General features: G+C 73.0%; 14 protein-coding genes and 1 riboswitch. Of the genes, 5 read left to right on the top strand and 9 right to left on the bottom strand.

Annotated elements, in window-relative coordinates:
* Window positions 1-292 precede the first annotated feature (292 nt).
* From ABZ920_RS17990 to ABZ920_RS18010, 5 genes are all read right to left on the bottom strand, one after another.
* Window positions 293-979 carry a transglycosylase family protein gene (locus ABZ920_RS17990; RefSeq protein WP_361505299.1) on the bottom strand — a complete coding sequence of 229 codons (687 nt, stop codon included), beginning with the start codon at window positions 977-979 and terminating at the stop codon, window positions 293-295.
* Window positions 980-983: 4 nt separating this feature from the next.
* Window positions 984-1,150, bottom strand: a riboswitch (cyclic di-AMP (ydaO/yuaA leader).
* A gap of 182 nt (window positions 1,151-1,332) precedes the next feature.
* The gene (locus tag ABZ920_RS17995; protein WP_361505302.1) at window positions 1,333-2,397 is read right to left on the bottom strand and encodes a transglycosylase family protein; all 1,065 of its coding nucleotides are present in this window, start codon (window positions 2,395-2,397) and stop codon (window positions 1,333-1,335) included.
* 217 nt (window positions 2,398-2,614) lie between these two features.
* Window positions 2,615-4,183 carry a cytochrome P450 gene (locus ABZ920_RS18000; protein WP_361505305.1) on the bottom strand — a complete coding sequence of 523 codons (1,569 nt, stop codon included), beginning with the start codon at window positions 4,181-4,183 and terminating at the stop codon, window positions 2,615-2,617.
* Window positions 4,184-4,458: 275 nt separating this feature from the next.
* The gene (locus ABZ920_RS18005) at window positions 4,459-5,499 is read right to left on the bottom strand and encodes a nucleoside triphosphate pyrophosphohydrolase (RefSeq protein WP_361505308.1); all 1,041 of its coding nucleotides are present in this window, start codon (window positions 5,497-5,499) and stop codon (window positions 4,459-4,461) included.
* 108 nt (window positions 5,500-5,607) lie between these two features.
* Window positions 5,608-6,249: a SurA N-terminal domain-containing protein gene (locus ABZ920_RS18010; RefSeq protein WP_361505311.1), complete on the bottom strand. Its 642-nt coding sequence runs from the start codon at window positions 6,247-6,249 to the stop codon at window positions 5,608-5,610.
* Window positions 6,250-6,584: 335 nt separating this feature from the next.
* Between ABZ920_RS18010 and ABZ920_RS18015 the strand changes: the two genes are divergently transcribed.
* Together ABZ920_RS18015 and ABZ920_RS18020 are read left to right on the top strand one after the other, a co-directional pair.
* Entirely contained in the window at window positions 6,585-7,283 is a 699-nt protein-coding gene (locus ABZ920_RS18015; RefSeq protein WP_361505314.1) for a hypothetical protein, read from the top strand.
* A 115-nt stretch (window positions 7,284-7,398) separates the two neighbouring features.
* Entirely contained in the window at window positions 7,399-7,767 is a 369-nt protein-coding gene (locus tag ABZ920_RS18020) for a hypothetical protein (RefSeq protein WP_361505317.1), read from the top strand.
* A 134-nt stretch (window positions 7,768-7,901) separates the two neighbouring features.
* Here the strand turns inward: ABZ920_RS18020 and ABZ920_RS18025 are convergent, their stop codons facing one another.
* Complete coding sequence (locus ABZ920_RS18025) at window positions 7,902-8,627, bottom strand: HNH endonuclease family protein (protein ID WP_361505497.1); 726 nt, start codon at window positions 8,625-8,627, stop codon at window positions 7,902-7,904.
* A gap of 275 nt (window positions 8,628-8,902) precedes the next feature.
* On the opposite strand from ABZ920_RS18025, the gene ABZ920_RS18030 reads away from it, so the two are divergent.
* Window positions 8,903-9,088 carry an antitoxin gene (locus ABZ920_RS18030; RefSeq protein ID WP_361505320.1) on the top strand — a complete coding sequence of 62 codons (186 nt, stop codon included), beginning with the start codon at window positions 8,903-8,905 and terminating at the stop codon, window positions 9,086-9,088.
* Between the two features lie 359 nt (window positions 9,089-9,447).
* On the opposite strand, the gene mfd is transcribed toward ABZ920_RS18030, so the two are convergent.
* From mfd to ABZ920_RS18045, 3 genes are all read right to left on the bottom strand, one after another.
* Window positions 9,448-12,984, bottom strand: coding sequence for a transcription-repair coupling factor (gene mfd / locus ABZ920_RS18035; protein ID WP_361505323.1), 3,537 nt, complete (start codon window positions 12,982-12,984; stop codon window positions 9,448-9,450).
* An 864-nt stretch (window positions 12,985-13,848) separates the two neighbouring features.
* Window positions 13,849-16,428 (bottom strand): FtsX-like permease family protein, encoded by a 2,580-nt coding sequence (locus ABZ920_RS18040; RefSeq protein ID WP_361505326.1) that lies wholly within the window; start codon window positions 16,426-16,428, stop codon window positions 13,849-13,851.
* A complete protein-coding gene (locus ABZ920_RS18045) occupies window positions 16,425-17,213 on the bottom strand; it encodes an ABC transporter ATP-binding protein (protein ID WP_361505329.1) in 789 nt (262 codons plus the stop codon). Before ABZ920_RS18045 ends, ABZ920_RS18040 begins: the two co-directional genes overlap by 4 nt.
* 541 nt (window positions 17,214-17,754) lie before the next feature.
* Between ABZ920_RS18045 and ABZ920_RS18050 the strand changes: the two genes are divergently transcribed.
* Entirely contained in the window at window positions 17,755-18,291 is a 537-nt protein-coding gene (locus ABZ920_RS18050) for a DUF485 domain-containing protein (protein WP_361505332.1), read from the top strand.
* Entirely contained in the window at window positions 18,288-19,901 is a 1,614-nt protein-coding gene (locus tag ABZ920_RS18055) for a cation acetate symporter (protein ID WP_361505334.1), read from the top strand. Before ABZ920_RS18050 ends, ABZ920_RS18055 begins: the two co-directional genes overlap by 4 nt.
* Window positions 19,902-19,963 lie beyond the last annotated feature (62 nt).

Raw genomic sequence — 19,963 nt, forward strand, 5'->3', positions numbered from 1 at the left:
ACACATTGTTTCTGCTCGGAACAAAGGGCCCCGGCGAGTCCGGGCCATACCGGAGGAGGGGCGAGCGGGCGGCGGGCGGCGGGCGGCGGGCGGCGGGCGGCGGGCGGCGGGCGGCGGGCGGCGGGCGGCGGGCGGCGGGCGGAAACGAAAAAAGCCCCGCTCCGGTGCGTACGGGGGAACACGCACCGGAGCGGGGAGCCCGGGGGACGGGGTGGACCGGGGGCACCGGGGCGGCCCCGCGGTGCGGGGGCCGCGCCCGCCGGGGTCCGGCGGCCCGGTCAGCGGCCGGCTGTCACTTCAGGTGCAGCTGCTGGCCCGGGTAGATGAGGTCGGCGTTGTCGACGATGTCCTTGTTGAGGTCGAACAGCTTCTTCCAGCCGCCCTGGACGTTCTGCTTCGCCGCGATCCTGCTGAGGGTGTCGCCGGCGACCACCTTGTACTCGCCGTCGCCCTTGGCGACCTTCTTGCCGGTCGGGGTGGTGACGGTCTTCTTGGCGGCCGGGCGCTCGGCGGAGCGGGAGGCCTTCTGCTCGGTGGAGCGGTTGACGGTGCTGCCGCTCTTGGCGGAGCCGCTGTCCGACGAGGACGGGGCGCTGCCGTTGTAGGCGGCGTTGGTCAGGCCCTTGCCGCAGACCGGCCAGGCACCCTTGCCCTGGCCCGCGAGGACCTTCTCGGCGACGGCTATCTGCTGGGCCTTGGTGGCCAGGTCGGCGCGCGACGCGTAGGCCGTGCCCCCGAAGGCGGCCCAGGTCGAGTTGGTGAACTGCAGACCGCCGTAGAAGCCGTTGCCGGTGTTGATGGACCAGTTGCCGCCGGACTCGCACTGGGCGACCGCGTCCCACTGGGAGGCGGTGGCGGCGGAGGCGCTGCCGGCCGCCATCAGCGGGGCGGCGACGGCGGTGCCGGCGACACCGGCGAGCGCGATGGCACGGGTGGCCTTGGACGGACGACGGTGCGTGCCCTTGCCGGAAAACAGCATGGTTGGATCCCCTCACCGACGCCTGCGAGGTGAGCTGTCGGGTTCGGGCCGGTTGAGTTGCCCGGCCGCGTCCCTGTGCGGGACGCGGCTTCACCCCGAGCCGCTCCGGGCAACAGCCCGGTACGGCACTTACCTTGGGTCCCCCGCTCCTGCCTGCGGCGCATGATGCGACGACTGTTCCCGTGCGGCCGCTGGCAGGATTCGGCGTTGCGGCAGCCGGGGCTCGCGGTGACGAGCGATCACGACCGTAGACACGGCTGCCGCGGAATTTCAAAGACGATCAGGGCTTCTGAGACTCATCCCACACTTTCACCGAAACGGACATTCAGCACTAATACTGACGTGAACTGCCCCTACTTTCGGGCGTTTTCGGTGCCTACATCCAGCGTCTGACCGGTGACGATGCTGTTCGGGTCGGAGCCGATCGCCGCCCTGTTCGCCGCGTACAGCGCATGCCATCCGCCGTCGAGGTCAAGGGAGTCGGCGATGGACGCGAGGGAGTCGCCGGCGCGGACGATGTAGGAACCTCCGGCGGCGGGCGTGTCGTCGGTCTCACGCACGGCGTGACGGCCGGCCGACGCGGCGGTGAGGTTCTCGGCCGGGTCCTCCGCGGCGCTGCCGCCGCGATGGCGGCCGGTGCCGAGCGCCCCGGTGTCCACGAGGGCCGAAGAACCGCCGGTCTGTTCCCAGTTGTCCGAGTCGTCCGATCGGGGCGGCACGGACGGCGAGCTGCCGGGAGCCTGCGTGTCGCGGGGTGCGGCGGGCGCGGACGTGCCGGACTCGGCCGGATCGTCCGTTTTGGCGGATGAAGAGGCGGAAGAGCCCGAAGAGGGCGCCTTCGGACGGGAATCAGCCGCGGAGCCGGACGAGGGGGACGAATCGGCGCCGGACGAGGGCCGGGCGTCGCCGGGCGACCGCGTGGAGTCCCCGGCCTCGCCGGACAGCCCCGAGTCGGGCGTCCGGGGCGAGCCGGTGGAACGGGATGAACCGGACGAGGAGGACGAGTCGTTGCCCACACCGGTGTCCACGTCGGCCGAACCGGTGTCCTTGTGCAGCCCGGAGAGGAGTCCGCAGGTGGGCCAGGCGCCCGGGCCCCGGTCGTCGAGGATCTTCTCGGCGACGGCTATCTGCTGGGAGCGGCTGGCCTGGTCGGCGCTCGGCGCGTAGGTGAGCCCGCCGTACTTGTCCCAGTCCTCCTGGGACAACTGCAGCCCGCCGTAGTAGCCGTTGCCGTTGTCGGCGCTCCAGGAGCCACCGCTCTCGCACTCCGCGACCTTGTCCCACGTGGTGCCTTCCGCCGCGCTGGCGCCGCTGGCGCCGAGCAGCGGGATGGCGATGGCGGATCCGGTCACTCCGGCCGCGACGAGCACGGCCGGGGCCTGACGGGGCCGCCGGTGACGACCGTTCCCGGAGAGCATGCGGAAACCTTTCGTGGGACAGCGATGAGCTGCGCGGCGGATGAGGCAGGGCGCCGCGCTGATGCGTGAACGTATCGGCTGACAATCGCCTGTCACAAGTTAATGCCGCGTAGATCACGCGAACATCACAGAGTTGAGCGTGTGTCACCTTTGCCTTCGTCAACGAGGGGATGAACAAACGCTTCTTCGCCCGCGTATTCCTCTGGGAAGCAGGAGGCTAGGAAGCGGCCGGCGTGAACCGGACGGGCAGCGTGCGCAGGCCGCGCATGATGAGCCCGCCCCGCCAGCGCAGGTCGGCCGGTTCCGCGTCGAGTCGCAGATCGGGCAGCCGGGTGAGGAGCGTGGCGAGGGCCAGCCGGCCCTCCAGCCGGGCGAGCGGCGCGCCGAGGCAGTAGTGGATGCCGTGGCCGTACCCGAGGTGCTGGTTGTCCCGCCGGCCGAGGTCGAGCACGTCCGGGTCGGCGAACCGCTCGGGGTCCCGGTCCGCCGCGGCGAGGACGACGAGGACCGGGTCGCCGGGGGCGATGTCCTGCCCTCCGATGGTGAGGGGGCGGGTGGCGAAGCGCCAGGTGGCCATCTCCACCGGGCCGTCGTAGCGCAGGAGTTCCTCGACGCCGGTCTCCAGCAGGCCGGTGTCGCCGGCCGCGAGCGCCCGCTGGAGCCGGTCGCGCGGCCCGGGGTGGGTCAGGAGGGCGTAGGTGCCGTTGCCGATGAGGTTGACGGTGGTCTCGAACCCCGCGAAGAGCAGGATGAAGGCCATGGCGGCGGCCTCGTTCTCGGTGAGGTGCTCGCCGTGGTCCGAGGCGCGGATGAGACCGGAGATGAGGTCCTCGCCCGGCTCGGGCTCGGCGGGCAGGGCCGCCCGCTTGCGGTGGATCAGGTCGGCGAGGTAGCCGCGCATCATCTTCACCGACCGGGCCACGCCGCCACGCGACCCGCCCGCCCGCCTCCCGCCGCCCCCGGCGGACGACGGCGTCCGGCCGGCGGCCGTCGGGTTGCCGTGGCGGATCATCATGCCCGCCCAGTCCCGGAAGTCGTCCTGGTCCTCGCGGGGGACGCCGAGCAGGTCGCAGATGGCGTAGATGGGGAGCGGGAAGGCGAACTCGTGGATGAGGTCCGCGCTGCCCCGCCCGGCGAACCGGTCGATGAGGCCGTCGGTCAGCTCCTGCACGCGCGGCGCGAACGCGGCGACGCGGCGGGGGGTGAACGCCTTGCTGACGAGGCGGCGCAGCCGGGTGTGGTCCGGCGGGTCGATGTTGAGCAGGTGCGTCATCAGCTCGGCCTTGCGCTCGCCCGGGATGCCGGTCTTGCCCCTGGCGTGCGCGGGCTCGTCGTGGTGCGCCGGGTTCTTGCTGAGCCGCTGGTCGGCCAGGGCCTGCTTGGCGTCGGCGTACCGGGTGACCAGCCAGGCCTCGACCCCGCTCGGCAGCCGCGTCCGGTGCACGGGGGCGTGCTCGCGCAGCCAGGCGTACGCCGGGTACGGATCGGCGGCGAACTCCCAGGTGAAGAGCTCGGGGGCGGGGCCGCCGACGGTGGCTGGGCCGGACGTGTCCCGGCCCGGGGCGGGACTGCCGGCGGTGGCCGGGGCGGACGGGTCCCGGTCGGGGGCGGGACTGCCGGCGACGGCCGGGCCGGACGGAGGCCGGACGGGAGCGGGGCCGCCGACGGTGGCTGGGCCGGACGGAGGCCGGCCGGGGACGGGCCGGTCGGGGGCGGGGCTGCCGGTGGCCCGGTCGGACCGGGGGTGGTCGGGCGTGGGCTGGTCGGAGGCGGGCTGATCGGTCACTCCTCGACCGTATCCGGCCGCGTACGTACGTTCCCCCGCACGTCCGGCACGGGCGTCGCCGCCGGATTCGCGGCTGCGCGTTCGCGACAGCGCGTTCACGACAGCGCGTTCACGAGCGGTGCGGGCGCTCACGGCGTACGCCCTGAGGCGGACCCGCCCCTGCCGCCCGCCGCGCCCGGCCGCAGCACCCCCGTTCCACTCGCCCCCGTTCTGCGCCCCCGTTCCGCTCCCCCCTCCGCCGGTTCTGCTCGCCCCCGTGCTACTCGTCGTCCGTGCTACTCGTCGTCCGGGCGCTCCCCCTCGTCCGGGTGCTCCTCCGCGTCCGGGCGCACCGCCGGCTCCGTCGTCACGCCCTCCGTCCTACGGATCGCGTCGCGGTAGGTCCGTGCCGCCGCCCTCAGTGCTGCCTCCGGGTCGACGCCCTCCGCCTCGGCGCGGGCCGCGAGGGCGAGCAGTTCGTAGCCGACGCCCTCGGCCCTCGGCAGGGGCACGTCCAGGCCGGCCGTGCGCACGCGGGACGCCAGCTTCGCGGCCAGGGCCAGTCCGGGCTGGCCGAGGGGGACGCCCTCCGTCACGGAGGTGCGCTGCTTCTCCTCCGCCTTGGTGCGCAGCCAGTGCTCCTTGACCTCCTCGGGCGTGGCGGCCGTCTCCTCGCCGAAGACGTGCGGATGACGGTGGATCAGCTTGGCGACGATCCCGCCGGCCACGTCGTCGATGGAGAACGGGGCGTCGGCGTCCTCCTCGGCGATGCGGGCGTGGAAGACGACCTGGAGCAGCACGTCGCCCAGCTCCTCGCGCAGCTCCTCCCGGTCGCCGTCCTCGATCGCCTCGACCAGCTCGTAGGCCTCCTCGATGCCGTACTTCGCCAGGCCCTGGTGGGTCTGGCGCGACGACCAGGGGCATTCGGCGCGGATGCGGTCCATGACCTGGACCAGGTCGAGCAGCCGGGCGCCCGGCAGGTCGTAGGAGGCGGGAAGCAGCTCCAGGTCCGGCATCCGCACCCGGCCGGAGCCGGCCAGCCGGGCCAGGCCGTCGGTCAGGGCCGGTTCGCCCTCGCCGGTCGCCACGACCACGACGGTGCGGCCGCCGGCGCAGGCGTCGACCAGTTCCCGCGCCGTCGGCGACGCCTCGTCGACGGCTATGCCCGCCTCGCGCAGGTACGGCACCTGCGGATGGGCCCCGTCCGCACACAGCACGCGATCGGCCGCGCGCAGGGCCTGCCAGGCCGGCCAGGACAGCAGGCCGGGGGCGACGCGGTGGCTGGTGGTGAGCAGGACGACGCGGCCGGGGGCGGGTGCGGAGCTGGTTGCGTTCACCCTCCGAACGTAACGCACACCACCGTCCGGCCCACGAGTTGTCCACAGGCCCTGGCGCGCACCCCGAGCCGTTGTCCACAGGCGGGGGGCGAACCCCCGCCGCGCGCGTCACGTCGTCTGCTGCGTCCCCGTCGCCGAGACGTCCCGCAGCCACGGCGTCCTCGCGTCCACGCTCTTCTGCACGTCCCAGCCGCCGTAGCGCGGGTTGAGGTCGACATCCAGCTCGCGGGAGGCCTTCGACAGTGCCTGCCAGAAGACCGGCGAACCGGGCTGGGTGTTCAGCCCGGCCGCGAGCTTCTGCGCCTCGATCTGAAGGCGGAGATTGGCGTCGAGGCGCTCCGGCGGGATGTTGTACTGCTGCAGCCAGGTCGCCTTGAGGCCCTTGGACCCGCCCGCCTGCCGTTCGAGGCCGGCGCGCATCTGCTGGACCTCCCGCGGGGTGACGGTGATCCCGGCGTCCTCGGCGGCGCGGCGCACGACGCGGTCGAGGATCATGCCGTGCAGCGTCTCCCGGGTCAGGGTGCCGGTGCCGGCGACGGCGTGCTCGTACTGCGTCGCGTCCGGTACCGCGGCCCGCTGGGCCCGGCGCACCTCGTCCACCCGGCTCTGCAGCTGGGCGACGGTGATCCGCTGCCCCCCGACGACGGCCGCCGCGCCCGGATGCGCGTCGTTCCCGCAGGCGGTGAGCAGGGGTGCCGCCGCGGCGATCGCGGCGGACAGAAGGAGCGCGGTGCGACGGCGGCGGTGCAAGGAGGCCTCCCGAGGCTGTTGCCACAACGGGTGCGTCGCACGGCGCCTCCACCAGCGGCGCTGGTCGGGCGACGGGCGGGCGCACAGAGTCTTGCGAAGATCGATGGTAGGCAGCGGCCGGTCTGCGGCCAACCCATTGGACCAACGATTGCCCGCCCGTTGGGGCACCGCCGCGCCGCCGGTCCGCGTGCCGCCGTCGGCCGGCGCGCCCCCTTCCCCGCACGATCTTGGCGAACCCTTGATCGAATGCTGACCCGGAGATGAACCGTGCCCCTCGCGCCTGCCGTAGGGTCCGCTGGCCACCCCCACTCCTGTGGCCCACCGCAAGGACTTCCATGCACCTCACGTCCCGCACCGCCCGCGCCCTCGCCGTGGCGGCGCTTCCGCTGGCCCTGGCCGCCTGCGACCCCGCCGGCTCCGGCGCCCCGTCCTCGGCGCCCTCGCCGAAGAGCCCGAACGCGGGTCTGCTCACGGGCGCCCAGCTGAAGAAGGCGCTCGCCCCGGCGTCGTTCTTCCCCTCCGGGTTCGCCGTGGACCCGAGCGGGGAGCGGGACTCCGGCGACACCTACGTTCCCCCCTCCACGGCGCCCGCCGGGAAGCCGGACTGCACGCGGCTGGGCGGCACCGGCTGGATCGACGTCAGCGGCGTCACCGGGGTGTCGTTCGCGCAGAACGACTACGTCAGCCAGGACACCTCCGAGGACATCGCCCAGGAGATCGACGCCTACCGCGGCACGGCGGCGGCCGACGTCCTGGAGGCGCTGGAGCGGGTGGCCACGGCCTGCACCGGCTTCACCGACTCCCAGACCCACACGAAGGTGAAGGTCGCCGGGCGGCCCACGCCCGGCCTGGGCGACGCCGCCTACACGTTCACTCTGACGGACCCCGCCTGGGTGAACGGCACGACGCTCGTGGCGGCCCGGGTCGGCACCAACGTCGTCAGCGTCATGTCGACGGACGGCCACGACAACGGGGCGGCGACGGCGCGCAGGCTGACGGAGCGGATCGTCGGGGCGCTGCGCAAGGCAAACTGACCGGTCCTTCGGGGCGTTCGCTCCTCCCGCCCCGGTCCGGCGAGGCGTGCGTGGCTTAATCTTGCCCCCTTGCTTCGCCTCCGTCCCCGCGCGACGGATCTGTTTGGGGGGTTCGATGAACAAACGTCTGGAGGCCGGCTGGTTCCAGCGGGCCGCGTGGTCGGTCCTGCTGTGGGGCTCGCTGGGACTGCTGGCCTGGGTGCCGTTCCTGTACGTGGCGATCCGCCGCGGCCGGGGGTCGGACTGGGGGGCCTTCGCCTCGTTCGTGGTCTACGAGTGCGTGACCCTGCCGTGGCTGGCCCTCACGCCGGAGGACGCCGACGGCGACGCGATGCTGGGCCTCGTCATCATCCTGTGCCTGCTGCTGGGGACGGGCATGCTGCTGTTCGCCCTGTTCGACAAGCGGGCGACGGGTCCGGCCGGGTACGCGGCGGCGCCCGTCGCACCGCAGGGCAGCCCGTACGGCTACCCGTACGGGCGGTAGGCGGCGCCGCCACCCGCCGGCACCGGGGTCCGGACCACCGGATCCGGCGTCAGCCGCTCTCCTCCTCCGTGCCGGTACCGGACCTCCGGGACCGGCACGGTCTTCTACCGCTGCTCCCCACGTCCGTCCGCCCGTCAGCCGCCGCACTGGCGCAGCATCGCCTGCTTGTCCGGCGCGGTGACCGGCATCTCGTACTCGAGGGCGACCTGGGCGAACCGGACCGCGTAGGAGCACCGGATGCGCTGGTTCGGCGGCAGCCAGGACGCGGGGCCGGAGTCGCTCTTGGCGGAGTTGGCCCGGCCCTGAACCGGAATCAGGTTCAGGGCGTCGTTGGCGAGCTGCTCGCGCTTGCTCTCCGACCAGCGCGAGGCACCCATCTGCCAGCTGTAGGACAGCGGCACCACGTGGTCGATCTGCACCTCGGCGGCCTTCTGCTTGCGCCACGTGATGGTCGTCCCGGTGTACGGGTCGTCCAGCGTCATGGCGACGACCACGCAGTCGGAGCCGGTTCGGAAGCGAAGGCCCTGGCCGTCGCGGCGGATGAGATCGTTGCGGGTGTCGCATCCGTTCCTCGCGAACGGCACGCCGTCGGCCGTGTCCATCCACGCGTAGCCGAACTCGTCCCGGTCGTAGCCCGTCTTGGGCCCGCGCCCCTTGGTCGGCACCTTCTCGATGAGCTTGCGGGCGGCGGCCCTGTCCGCGTCCGTCGTCAGAGGCGCGAGACCCGGCTTCGTGCCCTCCGGATTGTCGAGCGGACTGGCCGCCCGCCCGTCCTCAGCGGCCGGACCCGGCCGTGCGGCGGGGTCGTCCGTGCCGAGGTCCTCGCATCCCGTCACGAGGAGCACGGCGGCCGCCGACATCGTCGCCGCGCGCAGGAAGCGCGCCTTCCGCACTCCCCCGCGCCTCATGTGCCCCTCCACCGTCACGGCGCACGCCGCTACGGCCGTCCCGCCCCTCTGACGCGCCACGGTGCGTCCCTCCCCTTGCCTCCCCGGTCGCCGCCCCGGTGGGGCGCTCGTGGTCCGGATGCCCGCCGGAGCAGCGAAAATGTCCAGACCATATCACCCGTAAAGGTGCAGATGCTCCCTTACCGGTCGTATCGTCGTTCTGAGTGACGTCCGGAAGGAGCTCCTGCATGGGCATCTTCGACAAGCTCAAGCGCCAGGTACAGCACCGGGCCAAGAGCATGTCCGACACAGCCGAGCGGAAGACCAACGAGAGGACGGGCAACAGGTACGGGAGCCAGATCGACGACGCCCAGCAGAACATCGAGGGCAGGTTCGGCACCCACCGCGACCGCCGGCCCGACGACGAGCCGTAGGACCACGGACCCCAGCCGAACGGAGGCCGGCGGAACGGGCGGTCACGTCTCCGTGCGCGGCCGTCGTGAACCACCGGCACGGACGCCGCCCGCGCCTGTCGCGGACGGCGTCCCCGCGTGCAACGGCGGCGGAGGCGCGGACGGGCGGCAGCGTCACACGGCGCGCACGGCGGTGCGGCGCGCCGTGCGGGGCCGCGGCTCCCGGGGGCTTACCGGCGCGCTCTGCGAGGCCCGGCCGGCGGCGCCACGGGAGTCCACCGGCGCGCCATCCGGGTCCGGCCGGCGGACCAGGCGGACCAGGCGGGCCCGGCCCGCGACCGCGGCGGCCGGGCGGCGCCGCGCGCCGTCCGGCCGCCCGGTCACGAGCCCAGGACCGACGTCAGGAACTCGCCGACCCAGCCCAGCAGTTCCCGTCCGACCAGCGGCTTGCCGCCGATCTTCGCGGTCTTGGGGCGGGGCACGAGCACCTGGTGGGCGGTCGGCTTGACGACCGTGCCCGGGTACAGGCGCTTGAGCCGCAGCTCCTGCGACTCGCGCAGGTCCACCGGTGCGAAGCGGATGTTGTTGCCCTGCAGGACGATCTCGCCGACGTCGCACGCGCGGGCGAGCATGCGCAGCTCCGCCACCAGCAGCAGGTTCTCCACCGGCTCGGGCAACGGGCCGTAGCGGTCGGTCAGTTCCTCGCGGACGGCCTTGACGTCCTCCTCCGAGTTGGCGGAGGCGATGGCCCGGTACGCCTGGAGGCGCAGCCGCTCACCGGGGGCGTAGTCGTGCGGGACGTGCGCGTCGACGGGCAGCTCGATCTTGACCTCGAGCGGCGCCTCCTCCATCGGCTCGCCCGTCTCCAGCTGCCGGCGGTAGTCGGCGACCGCCTCGCCGACCATGCGCACGTACAGGTCGAAGCCGACGCCCGCGATGTGGCCGGACTGCTCGCCGCCGAGCAGGTTGCCCGCGCCGCGGATCTCCAGGTCCTTCATCGCCACGTACATGCCCGCGCCCATCTCCGTGTGCTGGGCGATGGTCGCCAGACGCTCGTGCGCGGTCTCCGTGAGCGGCTTCTCCGGCGGGTACAGGAAGTAGGCGTAGCCGCGCTCGCGGCCACGGCCGACCCGGCCGCGCAGCTGGTGCAGCTGCGACAGGCCGAAGGTGTCGCCGCGCTCGACGATCAGGGTGTTGGCGTTGGAGATGTCGATGCCCGACTCCACGATCGTCGTCGAGACGAGGACGTCGAACTTCTTCTCCCAGAAGTCGACGACGACCTGCTCCAGCGCCTGCTCCGACATCTGGCCGTGCGCGGTCGCGATGCGCGCCTCCGGCACGATGTCCCGCAGCCTGGCCGCCGCCCGGTCGATCGACTCGACCCGGTTGTGGATGTAGAAGACCTGACCCTCCCGCAGCAGCTCACGGCGGATCGCCGCGCCGATCTGCCTCTCCTCGTACGGCCCCACGAAGGTGAGCACCGGGTGGCGCTCCTCCGGCGGGGTGGTGATCGTCGACATCTCGCGGATGCCCGTCACCGCCATCTCCAGGGTGCGCGGGATCGGCGTCGCGGACATCGTCAGCACGTCGACGTTCGCCCGCAGCTTCTTCAGCTGCTCCTTGTGCTCCACGCCGAAGCGCTGCTCCTCGTCGACGACGACCAGGCCCAGGTCCTTGAACTTCGTCTCGGAGGAGAACAGGCGGTGGGTGCCGATGACGACGTCCACCGAACCGTCCCTGAGGCCCTCCAGGACCGCCTTCGCCTCGGTGTCGGTCTGGAAGCGGGACAGCGCCCGCACGTTCACAGGGAACTGCGCGTACCGCTCGGAGAACGTGCCGAAGTGCTGCTGCACCAGCAGCGTCGTCGGCACCAGGACCGCCACCTGCTTGCCGTCCTGGACGGCCTTGAAGGCGGCCCGGACCGCGATCTCCGTCTTGCCGTACCCGACGTCGCCGCAGATCAGGCGGTCCATCGGGACCGTCTTCTCCATGTCGTCCTTGACCTCGGCGATCGTCGTGAGCTGGTCGGGCGTCTCCGCGTAGGGGAAGGCGTCCTCCAGCTCGCGCTGCCAGGGCGTGTCCGCGCCGAAGGCGTGGCCGGGCGCCGCCATCCGCGCGGAGTACAGCCGGATCAGGTCCGCGGCGATCTCCTTGACCGCCTTCTTCGCACGCGCCTTGGTCTTCGTCCAGTCGGCGCCGCCGAGCCGGTGCAGCGTGGGCTGCTCGCCGCCGACGTACTTGGTGATCTGCTCCAGCTGGTCGGTGGGGATGTACAGGCGGTCGCCGGGCTGGCCGCGCTTGGCGGGGGCGTACTCCACCACCAGGTACTCGCGGGTGGCGCCCTGGACCGTGCGCTGCACCATCTCGATGTAGCGGCCGACGCCGTGCTGCTCGTGGACGATGTAGTCGCCCGACTCCAGCGTCAGCGGGTCGATGGTCTTGCGGCGGCGGGCCGGCATGCGGGTGCCGTCCCGGCTGGCCGTCTTCTGGCCGGTCAGGTCGGTCTCGGTGAGCACCGCCAGCTTCAGCCCGCGGTCGACGAAGCCGTGGTCGATGCAGCCGCACGCCACGTGCACCACGGACGGGGTCGGCTCGCCCAGGTCGACGTCCAGACGGGCGGCGACGCCCTCCCCGCCCAGCACCTCCACCGTCCGGGCCGCGGGGCCGTGGCCCTCGGTGACGAAGACGGCGCGCCAGCCGTCGGCGAGCCAGCCCTTGGTGTCGGCGAGGGCTCGGGCGGTGTCGCCGCGGTAGGCCTCGGGCGCGCGCATGCCCAGCTTGAGGGTGTCGGTGTCCTCGGCGGTCTCGTCCGCGGCGAACGGCGACACCGACCACCACATCATGTCCAGCTCGCGGGCGCGGTCCCGCACGTCGGCGATGGACCACAGGGACGCGGCGCCGACGTCGATGGGCGCCTCCCCGCCGCCGGCCGTGGCCGCCCAGGACGCCTGCAGGAACTCCTGGCTGGTGGCGACCAGGTCGGACGCGCGGGTGCGCACGCGCTCCGGGTCGCAGACGACGGCCATGGAGCCCTTCGGCAGCACGTCGAGCAGCAGTTCCATGTCGTCGACGAGGACCGGGGCGAGGGACTCCATGCCCTCCACCGCGATGCCCTCGGCGATCTTGCCGAGGAGTTCGCCGAGCTCCGGGTGCCGCTCGGCCAGCGCGGCCGCGCGGGTGCGGACCTCGTCGGTGAGCAGCAGCTCGCGGCACGGCGGGGCCCACAGGCCGTGCTCGGCGACCTCCAGGGACCGCTGGTCGGCGACCTTGAAGTAGCGGATCTCCTCGACGTCGTCGCCCCAGAACTCGATGCGCAGGGGGTGTTCCTCGGTGGGCGGGAACACGTCCAGGATGCCGCCGCGCACGGCGAACTCGCCGCGCTTCTCCACCAGCTCCACGCGGGAGTACGCGGCGGCGGCGAGGGCCTCGACGACGTCGTTCAGATCGGCGCTCTGGCCCGTCCTCAGGGACACCGGCTCCAGGTCGCCGAGGCGCTTGACCTGCGGTTGGAGCACGGAGCGCACGGGGGCGACGACGACGGAGACGGGGCCGGTCTCCGGGTCGTCGGGGCGGGGGTGGGCCAGCCGCCGCAGCACCGCGAGACGGCGGCCGACGGTGTCGCTGCGGGGGCTGAGCCGCTCGTGCGGAAGCGTCTCCCAGGAGGGGTACTCCACGACGCCTTCCGGGGGCAGCAGCGAGCGCAGGGCGGCGACCAGGTCCTCGGACTCACGACCGGTGGCGGTGACCGCGAGGACCGGGCGGCCGGTCTCGCGGGCGAGGGCGGCGACCGCGAAGGGGCGGGCGGCCGGGGGGCCGACCAGGTCGACGTGCATGCGGTTGCCGTCCGCTGCCGCCGTGATCGCTTCCGCGAGGGCGGGGTCCTTGACGACGGCGTCCAGCAGACCGTGCAGGCTCATGAAGTGGGTTCCGTCCCGGGGGGTGGGCAACACGAACGGCCCGGCACGCGCTGCGGGCCGGGGGTACTTCCAGCGTACGACGCCGGAGTGGCGGCTGGTGGGGCTGTGGACAACGTGCCGTCCGCGGTGGGCGGCGGCGGTGCGCCGTGGGCGGTGGTGGTCCGGCGTGGGCGGCGAAGCCCGGTTCGGCGGGGCGGTGCGGGGCGTGTGCGGGCGGTGCGGGCAGTCCGGGGCGTGTGCGGGCGGTGCCGGCGGTGCCGGCGGTGCGGGCAGTCCGGGGCGTGTGCGGGCGGTGCGGGCGGTGCCGGCGGTGCGGGCAGTCCGGGGCGTGTGCGGGCGGTGCGGGCAGTCCGGGGCGTGTGCGGGCGGTGCTGGGCATGTGCGAGCGGTGTGGGTGGTCGCCGCGAGTCGGGGGTGCCGGGGGCGCGCCGGGGGGTGCCCGTCCTCGGACCGGCGCGAGCTCGGTTTCTCCAGGAGCGCACCCGGCGTCGACGCGCCGGCCGCTGCGGGCGGGCACCCCCCGACACGCCCCCTCCCGTCCGTGGGCGGCTGCGGCGCCGTCCGGCGAACGGCACGCAACATCCGTCGTGGGCGGCCGCGGGACCGTCCGGCGAGCGGCACGCGGCGTCGTTCGTGGGCGGCTCCGGGACCGTCCGGCGAACGGCACACGGCATCGTTCGTGGGCGGCTGCGGGAACTGCCGGGCACCGCGGCCGCGGGACCGTGCGGGGAACGGCACGCCGTATCCGTCGTGGGCGGTCGTCTGCTCGCGGGAAGCCCGGTGCCGGGGAGTACGTCGGTGTACTCCCCGGCACCGGGCGCCCGTCCCCCGCAACCCCCGTGTGCGGTGGCCGCGAGCTGTTCGCTACTCCGTGGCGATCGCGTTCAGGACGTTCATCCGGCCGGCGCGGAAGGCCGGGACCAGGGCCGCGAACAGGCCCACGAAGGCCGACCCCACGAAGACCGCGATGATCGTCGGCCAGGGGATCTCCAGGACGGTCAGCCCCTCCAGTGCGAGGAGCTTCTGGGCGGTGGCGCCCCAGCCCATGCCGAGCCCCAGGCCCAGCAGGGCGCCGAAGAGGGCGATCACCACCGACTCCATGCGGATCATGCGGCGCAGCTGGCGGCGGGACAGGCCGATCGCCCGCATCAGGCCGATCTCCCGGGTGCGCTCCACGACCGACAGGGCGAGCGTGTTCACCACACCGAGGATGGCGACGATGATCGCCAGTGCCAGCAGGCCGTAGATCATGTTGAGCAGCTGGCCGATCTGGTCCTTCAGCGCCTGCTTGTAGTCGGTCTGGTCGCGCACGGTGTACTGCGGGTAGTCGTGCAGGGCCGACTTGAGGGCCTTGTAGGCGGCATCCTGCTGCCCCTCCTTCGCCGAGGCGAAGACCAGCGTGTCCAGCGGCATCCGGTCGGCCGGGACGTACCGGGCGAGCGTGTCGATGGACGTGTACATCGCGCCCGCGTCGATCACGACGTCGCTGCTGGTGATCGCCCGGACGGTCAGGCGGGCGGTGCGGCCGTCCCGGAAGGCGACGGTGATCTTCGAGCCGAGGGTGATGCCGTGGTCCTCGGCGAACTTCTCGTGCACGGACATCGCGTCGGGCCGGTAGGCGTCCGCCAGCTTGCCGGCGACCGTCTCGGTGCGCAGGTCCGTCGCGTACGTCGGGTCGGCCGCGGTGATCGCCGTGTCCTTGAGCGTCTTGCCGTCGGGGGTGGTGAAGTCGGCCTTGGTCCACCGGTACTCGGTGACCCGCTCCAGGCCCGGTGTCGACTGCACGGCCCGTACCGCCTGCGCGGTGATCAGCTGGCCGCTGTCGGACTGGACGATGAAGTCCGTGCCGACGGTCTTGTCGAGCTGGTCGGTGGCGGAGGCGACCATGGAGGAGCCGACCACCGACAGGCACGCCACCAGCGCGAGGCCGATCATCAGCGCGGCGCCCGTCGCGCCGGTGCGGCGCGGGTTGCGCAGGGCGTTGCGCTCGGCCATCCGGCCCACCGGGCCGAAGGCGCGCAGCAGCACCGCGCCGAGGACGCGGACCACGCCGCTCGCGAGCAGCGGGCCGACGACGACGAAGCCGATCAGGGACAGGACGATGCCCACGCCGAGCCACAGGGAGCCCTCCGTGGCCCGGGCGGCGTCGGCCGCCAGGTAGAGGGCGTACGCGCCGGCGCCGGTGAGGAGCGTGCCGAGGACGGCGCGCACCCGGCCGGCCCTGGCGTCGGCCGGGGCGCCGGCGTCGCGCAGCGCGGCCATCGGCGAGATCTTCCCGGCGCGCCGGGCGGGCAGGTAGGCGGCGAGGACGGTGACCACCACACCGAGCAGCACGCCGGCCACCGGGGTCGTCCAGGCCACCGTGAGGTCGTCCGTGGACAGCTCCATGCCCATCTGGCCCATGAGCTTCATCAGGCCGATCGCGAGACCCACCCCCGCGCCGACGCCGAGCACCGAGCCGACGGCGCCGAGGAGCAGTGCCTCGGTGAGGACCGACCGGTTGACCTGCTTGCGGGAGGAGCCGATCGCCCGCATCAGGCCGATCTCCCGGGTGCGCTGGGCGACCAGCATGGAGAAGGTGTTGATGATCAGGAAGATGCCGACGAGGAAGGCGATCCCGGCGAAGCCGAGCATCGCGTACTTCATGACGTTCATGAAGCTCTCGACGTCCTTCTGGTTGGCGTCGGCGGTCTCCTTGGCGGTCTGCACCTTGTACGCGCCGCCGAGCTCTGCCAGCACGTTCGCCTTCAGCCGGGCGTCGCTCACGCCCGGGGCGGCGGTGACGTTGACGTTCGTGTAGACGCCGGTGCGTCCGACGAGCGTGCGCTGCGCCGTCGCCGTGTCCAGGTAGAAGATGGCCGCACCGGGGTTGGTGACGGTGAAGTCGGCGATGCCGGACAGCTTCGCGGTGTGCGTGCCGACCGCGGTGATCACGCCGATCGTGTCCCCGAGCCGCAGGCCGTGCTTGTCCGCGGTGTCGGCGTCGACCATGATCTGGCCCGCGTTCCGCGGCGCCGCACCCGAGGTGATCTTCATGGTGCGGGCCTCGTTGGCGTTCCAGCTGCCGACGATCGTCGGGGCGCCGCTGGAGGGCGACAGGCTCTCCTTGTCGGCGTCGACGACGGTCACCGCGGTCGAGAACACGGCGCCCTCGGCCGACTTCACGCCGTCCGCCGCGCGCACCTGGGTCAGCACGGAGGCCGGCACGACCGGCGGCCTGCCGGTGTCGGAGGTGGTCTCCCCGGTGTTCGAGGCGCCCTTGGCGCTGACGGTCACGTCCGAGGACGTGGCCGCGAACAGCTTGTCGAACGTCGTGTTCATCGTGTCGGTGAACACGAGCGTGCCGCACACGAACGCCACCGACAGCAGCACGGCGACCGCGGACAGGGCCATGCGTCCCTTGTGCGCGAGGAAGTTGCGCATCGAGGTCTTCAGGACCGTCATGACGTGCGCCCCCGGGCGTCGAAGTCCTTCATCCGGTCCAGGACCTGCTCGGCCGTCGGCTGCTGCATCTCGTCCACGATCCGGCCGTCGGCGAGGTACAGCACGCGGTCGGCGTAGGAGGCGGCCACCGGGTCGTGCGTGACCATCACGATCGTCTGGCCTAGCTCGTCCACCGAGCGGCGCAGGAAGCCCAGCACCTCGGCGCCGGCGCGGGAGTCGAGGTTTCCGGTCGGCTCGTCCCCGAAGATGATCTCGGGGCGGGCGGCGAGCGCGCGGGCCACGGCGACGCGCTGCTGCTGACCGCCGGAGAGCTGGTTCGGCCGGTGCCTGAGCCGCCCGGCGAGCCCGACCGTCTCCACCACACGGTCCAGCCACGCCCGGTCCGGCTTCCGGCCGGCGATGTCCATGGGCAGGGTGATGTTCTCGATCGCGTTCAGCGTCGGCAGCAGGTTGAACGCCTGGAAGATGAAGCCGATCCGGTCCCGGCGCAACTGCGTGAGCTTCTTGTCCTTCAGGCCGGTGATCTCGGTCTCGTCCAGGTAGATCTTGCCGCCGGTGACGGTGTCGAGCCCGGCGAGGCAGTGCATGAGCGTGGACTTGCCGGATCCCGAGGGACCCATGATCGCGGTGAACTGGCCGCGGGCGATGTCCACGTCGACGTGGTCGAGGGCGACGACGCGGGTCTCCCCGGCCCCGTACGCCTTCACGACCTGCCGCGCCCGCGCGGCAACGGCCGTAGGCCCTCCAGTGCCCCCGTGCCTGGGAATGGTCACAGCCGATGTCACGGTAAGTCTCCTAAGTCGGTCGGCGATGAGGTGCGCGAGGCCCGCGGACGCCGAGCGGTGTCACGGGTTCGTGCCGTGCGAGGTGGTACGTCGATGATTCTGGTCGGCGGAGGGTTCCGGCGCGCTGGTGCCCAGCGCAGTCCCGCGCTGGGGAAAACCCCACCCCCGTCGGTCCGGTGCGCCGCCCCCACGGCGTAAAGCCAGGTTAAGGACGAGGCCCCCGCCTTCTCGTCCTCCGTCGGGACGACCCCTCCCCGACCCCGGGTAAGGAGCAACCCCTAGGGGCCGTCCACCGGCAGGCGGAGGCGCCTCGGGGTCGTCTCCACCCTGCGGCCCATCCAGGCTCCACCCTGCCGCCGCGTGAGGGTCAAGGCCGCGCGGCGCCCAAGCGGCGGCACAAGGGCATACCGACCGGCCAGTTTGGCGAAAACTCCACGGAGATCCCGCTCGCCGAGTAGCGTGCGTCACTCGCTCAGCCCCCCACTCCCTGTGGTCCGCCGCACCGGACCGAGCCGTGCAAGGAGCCAGAAGGAGCACCGGGATGTCCTACGACCCCTCCCCGTCGCAGTTCCGTCCACCCCGCGACATGTCGCACCCGTACCCGTATCCGTCGCACGACGCGCCGCCGTCGTCCGCCGTTCCCCCGTCCGGCCCGCCGGCGTCCGGGCCGTACCCCGTGCCGGGCGCGTTCGCGTCGCGCCCGGCCCACCCCTGGCAGCCGCCGGCGCACCGGCCCGAAGCCGCCCGATGGTCCTCGCCCCAGGGGGCCGCGCCCGAGCACCACGGCGACCTGCGCGTCCTGCGCGGCGCCTACCGCCGGCAGCGGCGGGTCGCCACGCTCACCGCGCTCGGCTACTTCGTCCTCTTCCTCGTCCTGTCGGCGTACGCACCGTCGTTCATGACGGGCACCGTCACCGGTGGCCTGACCACCGGGCTGCTGCTGGCCCTGGTCCAACTGCCGGTCACCTGGCTGGCCATCGTCCTCTACGAACGCACCGCCCGCCGCTCCGTCGACCCGCTGGCCGACCGGATCCGCCGGCAGGCCGGCCTGGACGCCCCGCGGGAGGCGACCCGATGACGACCGAACTCGGCGGATCCGCGCAGACGACGTCCCTGGTGGCGTTCACGGCCGTCGCCACGCTCACGCTGCTGCTGTGTGTGATGACCGGCCCCGACCGGGACGACCTCGACGAGTTCTACACCGGCTACGGCTCCCTGTCCCCGCTGCGCAACGGCCTGGCGATCGCGGGCGACTACATCTCCGCGGCGTCCGTGCTGGGCACCGGCGGCGTGATCGCCCTGTGCGGCTACGACGGGGTCGTACTGGCGCTGAGCACGGCGCTGTCCCTGATGCTGCTGATGTTCCTGCTGGCCGAACCCCTGCGCAACGCGGGCCGGTTCACCATGGGCGACGTGCTGGCCCGGCGGATGCCGAGCCGGGGCGTGCGCATCACGGCGTGCGCGGTGACCATCGCGGCGCTGATGCCGCTGATGCTGGTGCAGCTGGCCGGCACCGGGCAGCTGCTCGCCTACCTCCTCGGCTTCTCCGGGGACTCCCTGCAGACCGGCTGCGTGATCGGCCTGGGCGTGCTGATGATCAGCTACGCGGCGATCGGCGGGATGAAGGGCACCGCCCTGATCCAGATCCTGAAGATCGTGATGCTGCTCGGCTCCGGCGTCGTGGTCGCCCTGCTGATCCTGCACCGGTTCGGCTGGGACCCGGGCGCGCTGTTCGACGCGGCGGCGCGGCAGAGCGGGGTCGGGCCCGCCTTCCTGCACTCGGGACTGGAGTTCGCCGGCGGCGCCAGCCCCCGCCTGGACATGATCACTTCGGAGCTGACGATCGTCCTGGGCGGGGCGTGCCTGCCGCACGTCACCATGCGCATGTACACCGCCTCCAGCGCCCGGCAGGTCCGCCGGTCGATGTCGTGGGCGGTGTCGAGCGTGGCGCTGTTCGTGCTGGTGATCACGGTCGTCGGCTTCGGCGCGACCGCGCTGATCGGGCGGGCGGCCATCGCGCAGGCCGACCCGCAGGGCAACACCGCCTACCTGCTGGGGTCCAGGGCGGTGTTCGGCGCGGAGGTCTCCCCGGTGGAGACCTTCCTCTTCACCACGGTCACCACGGCCATCTTCCTCACCCTGCTGGCCTCCGTCTCGGGGATGATCCTCGCCTGCGCCAACTCCCTCGCCCACGACGTCTTCGCGGCCCGCGTGCAGGAGATGCCGCCGCGCCGGGAGATGACGCTGGCGCGTGTCTCGGCGCTGGCCGTGGGCGTCCCGACGATCGCGCTGGCGACCCTCGTGCAGCACCGCAGCCTGCAGCACCTGGTGACCCTGAGCTTCTGCCTGGGCGCCTCCGCCATCGCCCCCGCACTTGTCTACAGCCTCTTCTGGCGCCGGTTCACCCGGACGGGCCTGATGTGCACGCTGATCGGCGGCAGCCTCGCGGTCCTGGTGCTGATGCCGGGCACCACCCTGGTCTCGGGCTCCCCCGTCGCGGCGTTCCCCGACGCCGACTTCGCCTACTTCCCGTTCACGACGACCGGCCTGGTCTCCATCCCCCTCGGCTTCCTCTGCGGCTGGCTCGGCACACTCGCCTCCGGCCGCGCCAAGACGGACGGACAACGCCGGCAGTACGAGGCGGTGGAGGGGCTGATCCTGGCGGGCGCGGTCCGCAGGGGCGGCTGAGCGGGAAGGCGGCCGCCCGTTCGGTGCGGCCGCGGCCCCTGGTACGCACGAAGGGGAAGCGG

Source organism: Streptomyces sp. NPDC046831 (assembly GCF_040645305.1).
Lineage (GTDB): Bacteria > Actinomycetota > Actinomycetes > Streptomycetales > Streptomycetaceae > Streptomyces.

Bases quoted from the DNA above. Each gene is read 5' to 3' on its own strand.
- ABZ920_RS18015 (WP_361505314.1), top strand. From the start codon at position 6,585: ATGCACCTCACGTCCCGCACCGCCCGCGCCCTCGCCGTGGCGGCGCTT.
- ABZ920_RS17990 (WP_361505299.1), bottom strand. From the start codon at position 979: ATGCTGTTTTCCGGCAAGGGCACGCACCGTCGTCCGTCCAAGGCCACC.
- ABZ920_RS18030 (WP_361505320.1), top strand. From the start codon at position 8,903: ATGGGCATCTTCGACAAGCTCAAGCGCCAGGTACAGCACCGGGCCAAG.
- ABZ920_RS18040 (WP_361505326.1), bottom strand. From the start codon at position 16,428: ATGACGGTCCTGAAGACCTCGATGCGCAACTTCCTCGCGCACAAGGGA.
- ABZ920_RS18020 (WP_361505317.1), top strand. From the start codon at position 7,399: ATGAACAAACGTCTGGAGGCCGGCTGGTTCCAGCGGGCCGCGTGGTCG.
- mfd (WP_361505323.1), bottom strand. From the start codon at position 12,984: ATGAGCCTGCACGGTCTGCTGGACGCCGTCGTCAAGGACCCCGCCCTC.
- ABZ920_RS17995 (WP_361505302.1), bottom strand. From the start codon at position 2,397: ATGCTCTCCGGGAACGGTCGTCACCGGCGGCCCCGTCAGGCCCCGGCC.
- ABZ920_RS18055 (WP_361505334.1), top strand. From the start codon at position 18,288: ATGACGACCGAACTCGGCGGATCCGCGCAGACGACGTCCCTGGTGGCG.
- ABZ920_RS18050 (WP_361505332.1), top strand. From the start codon at position 17,755: ATGTCCTACGACCCCTCCCCGTCGCAGTTCCGTCCACCCCGCGACATG.
- ABZ920_RS18025 (WP_361505497.1), bottom strand. From the start codon at position 8,627: ATGTCGGCGGCCGCCGTGCTCCTCGTGACGGGATGCGAGGACCTCGGC.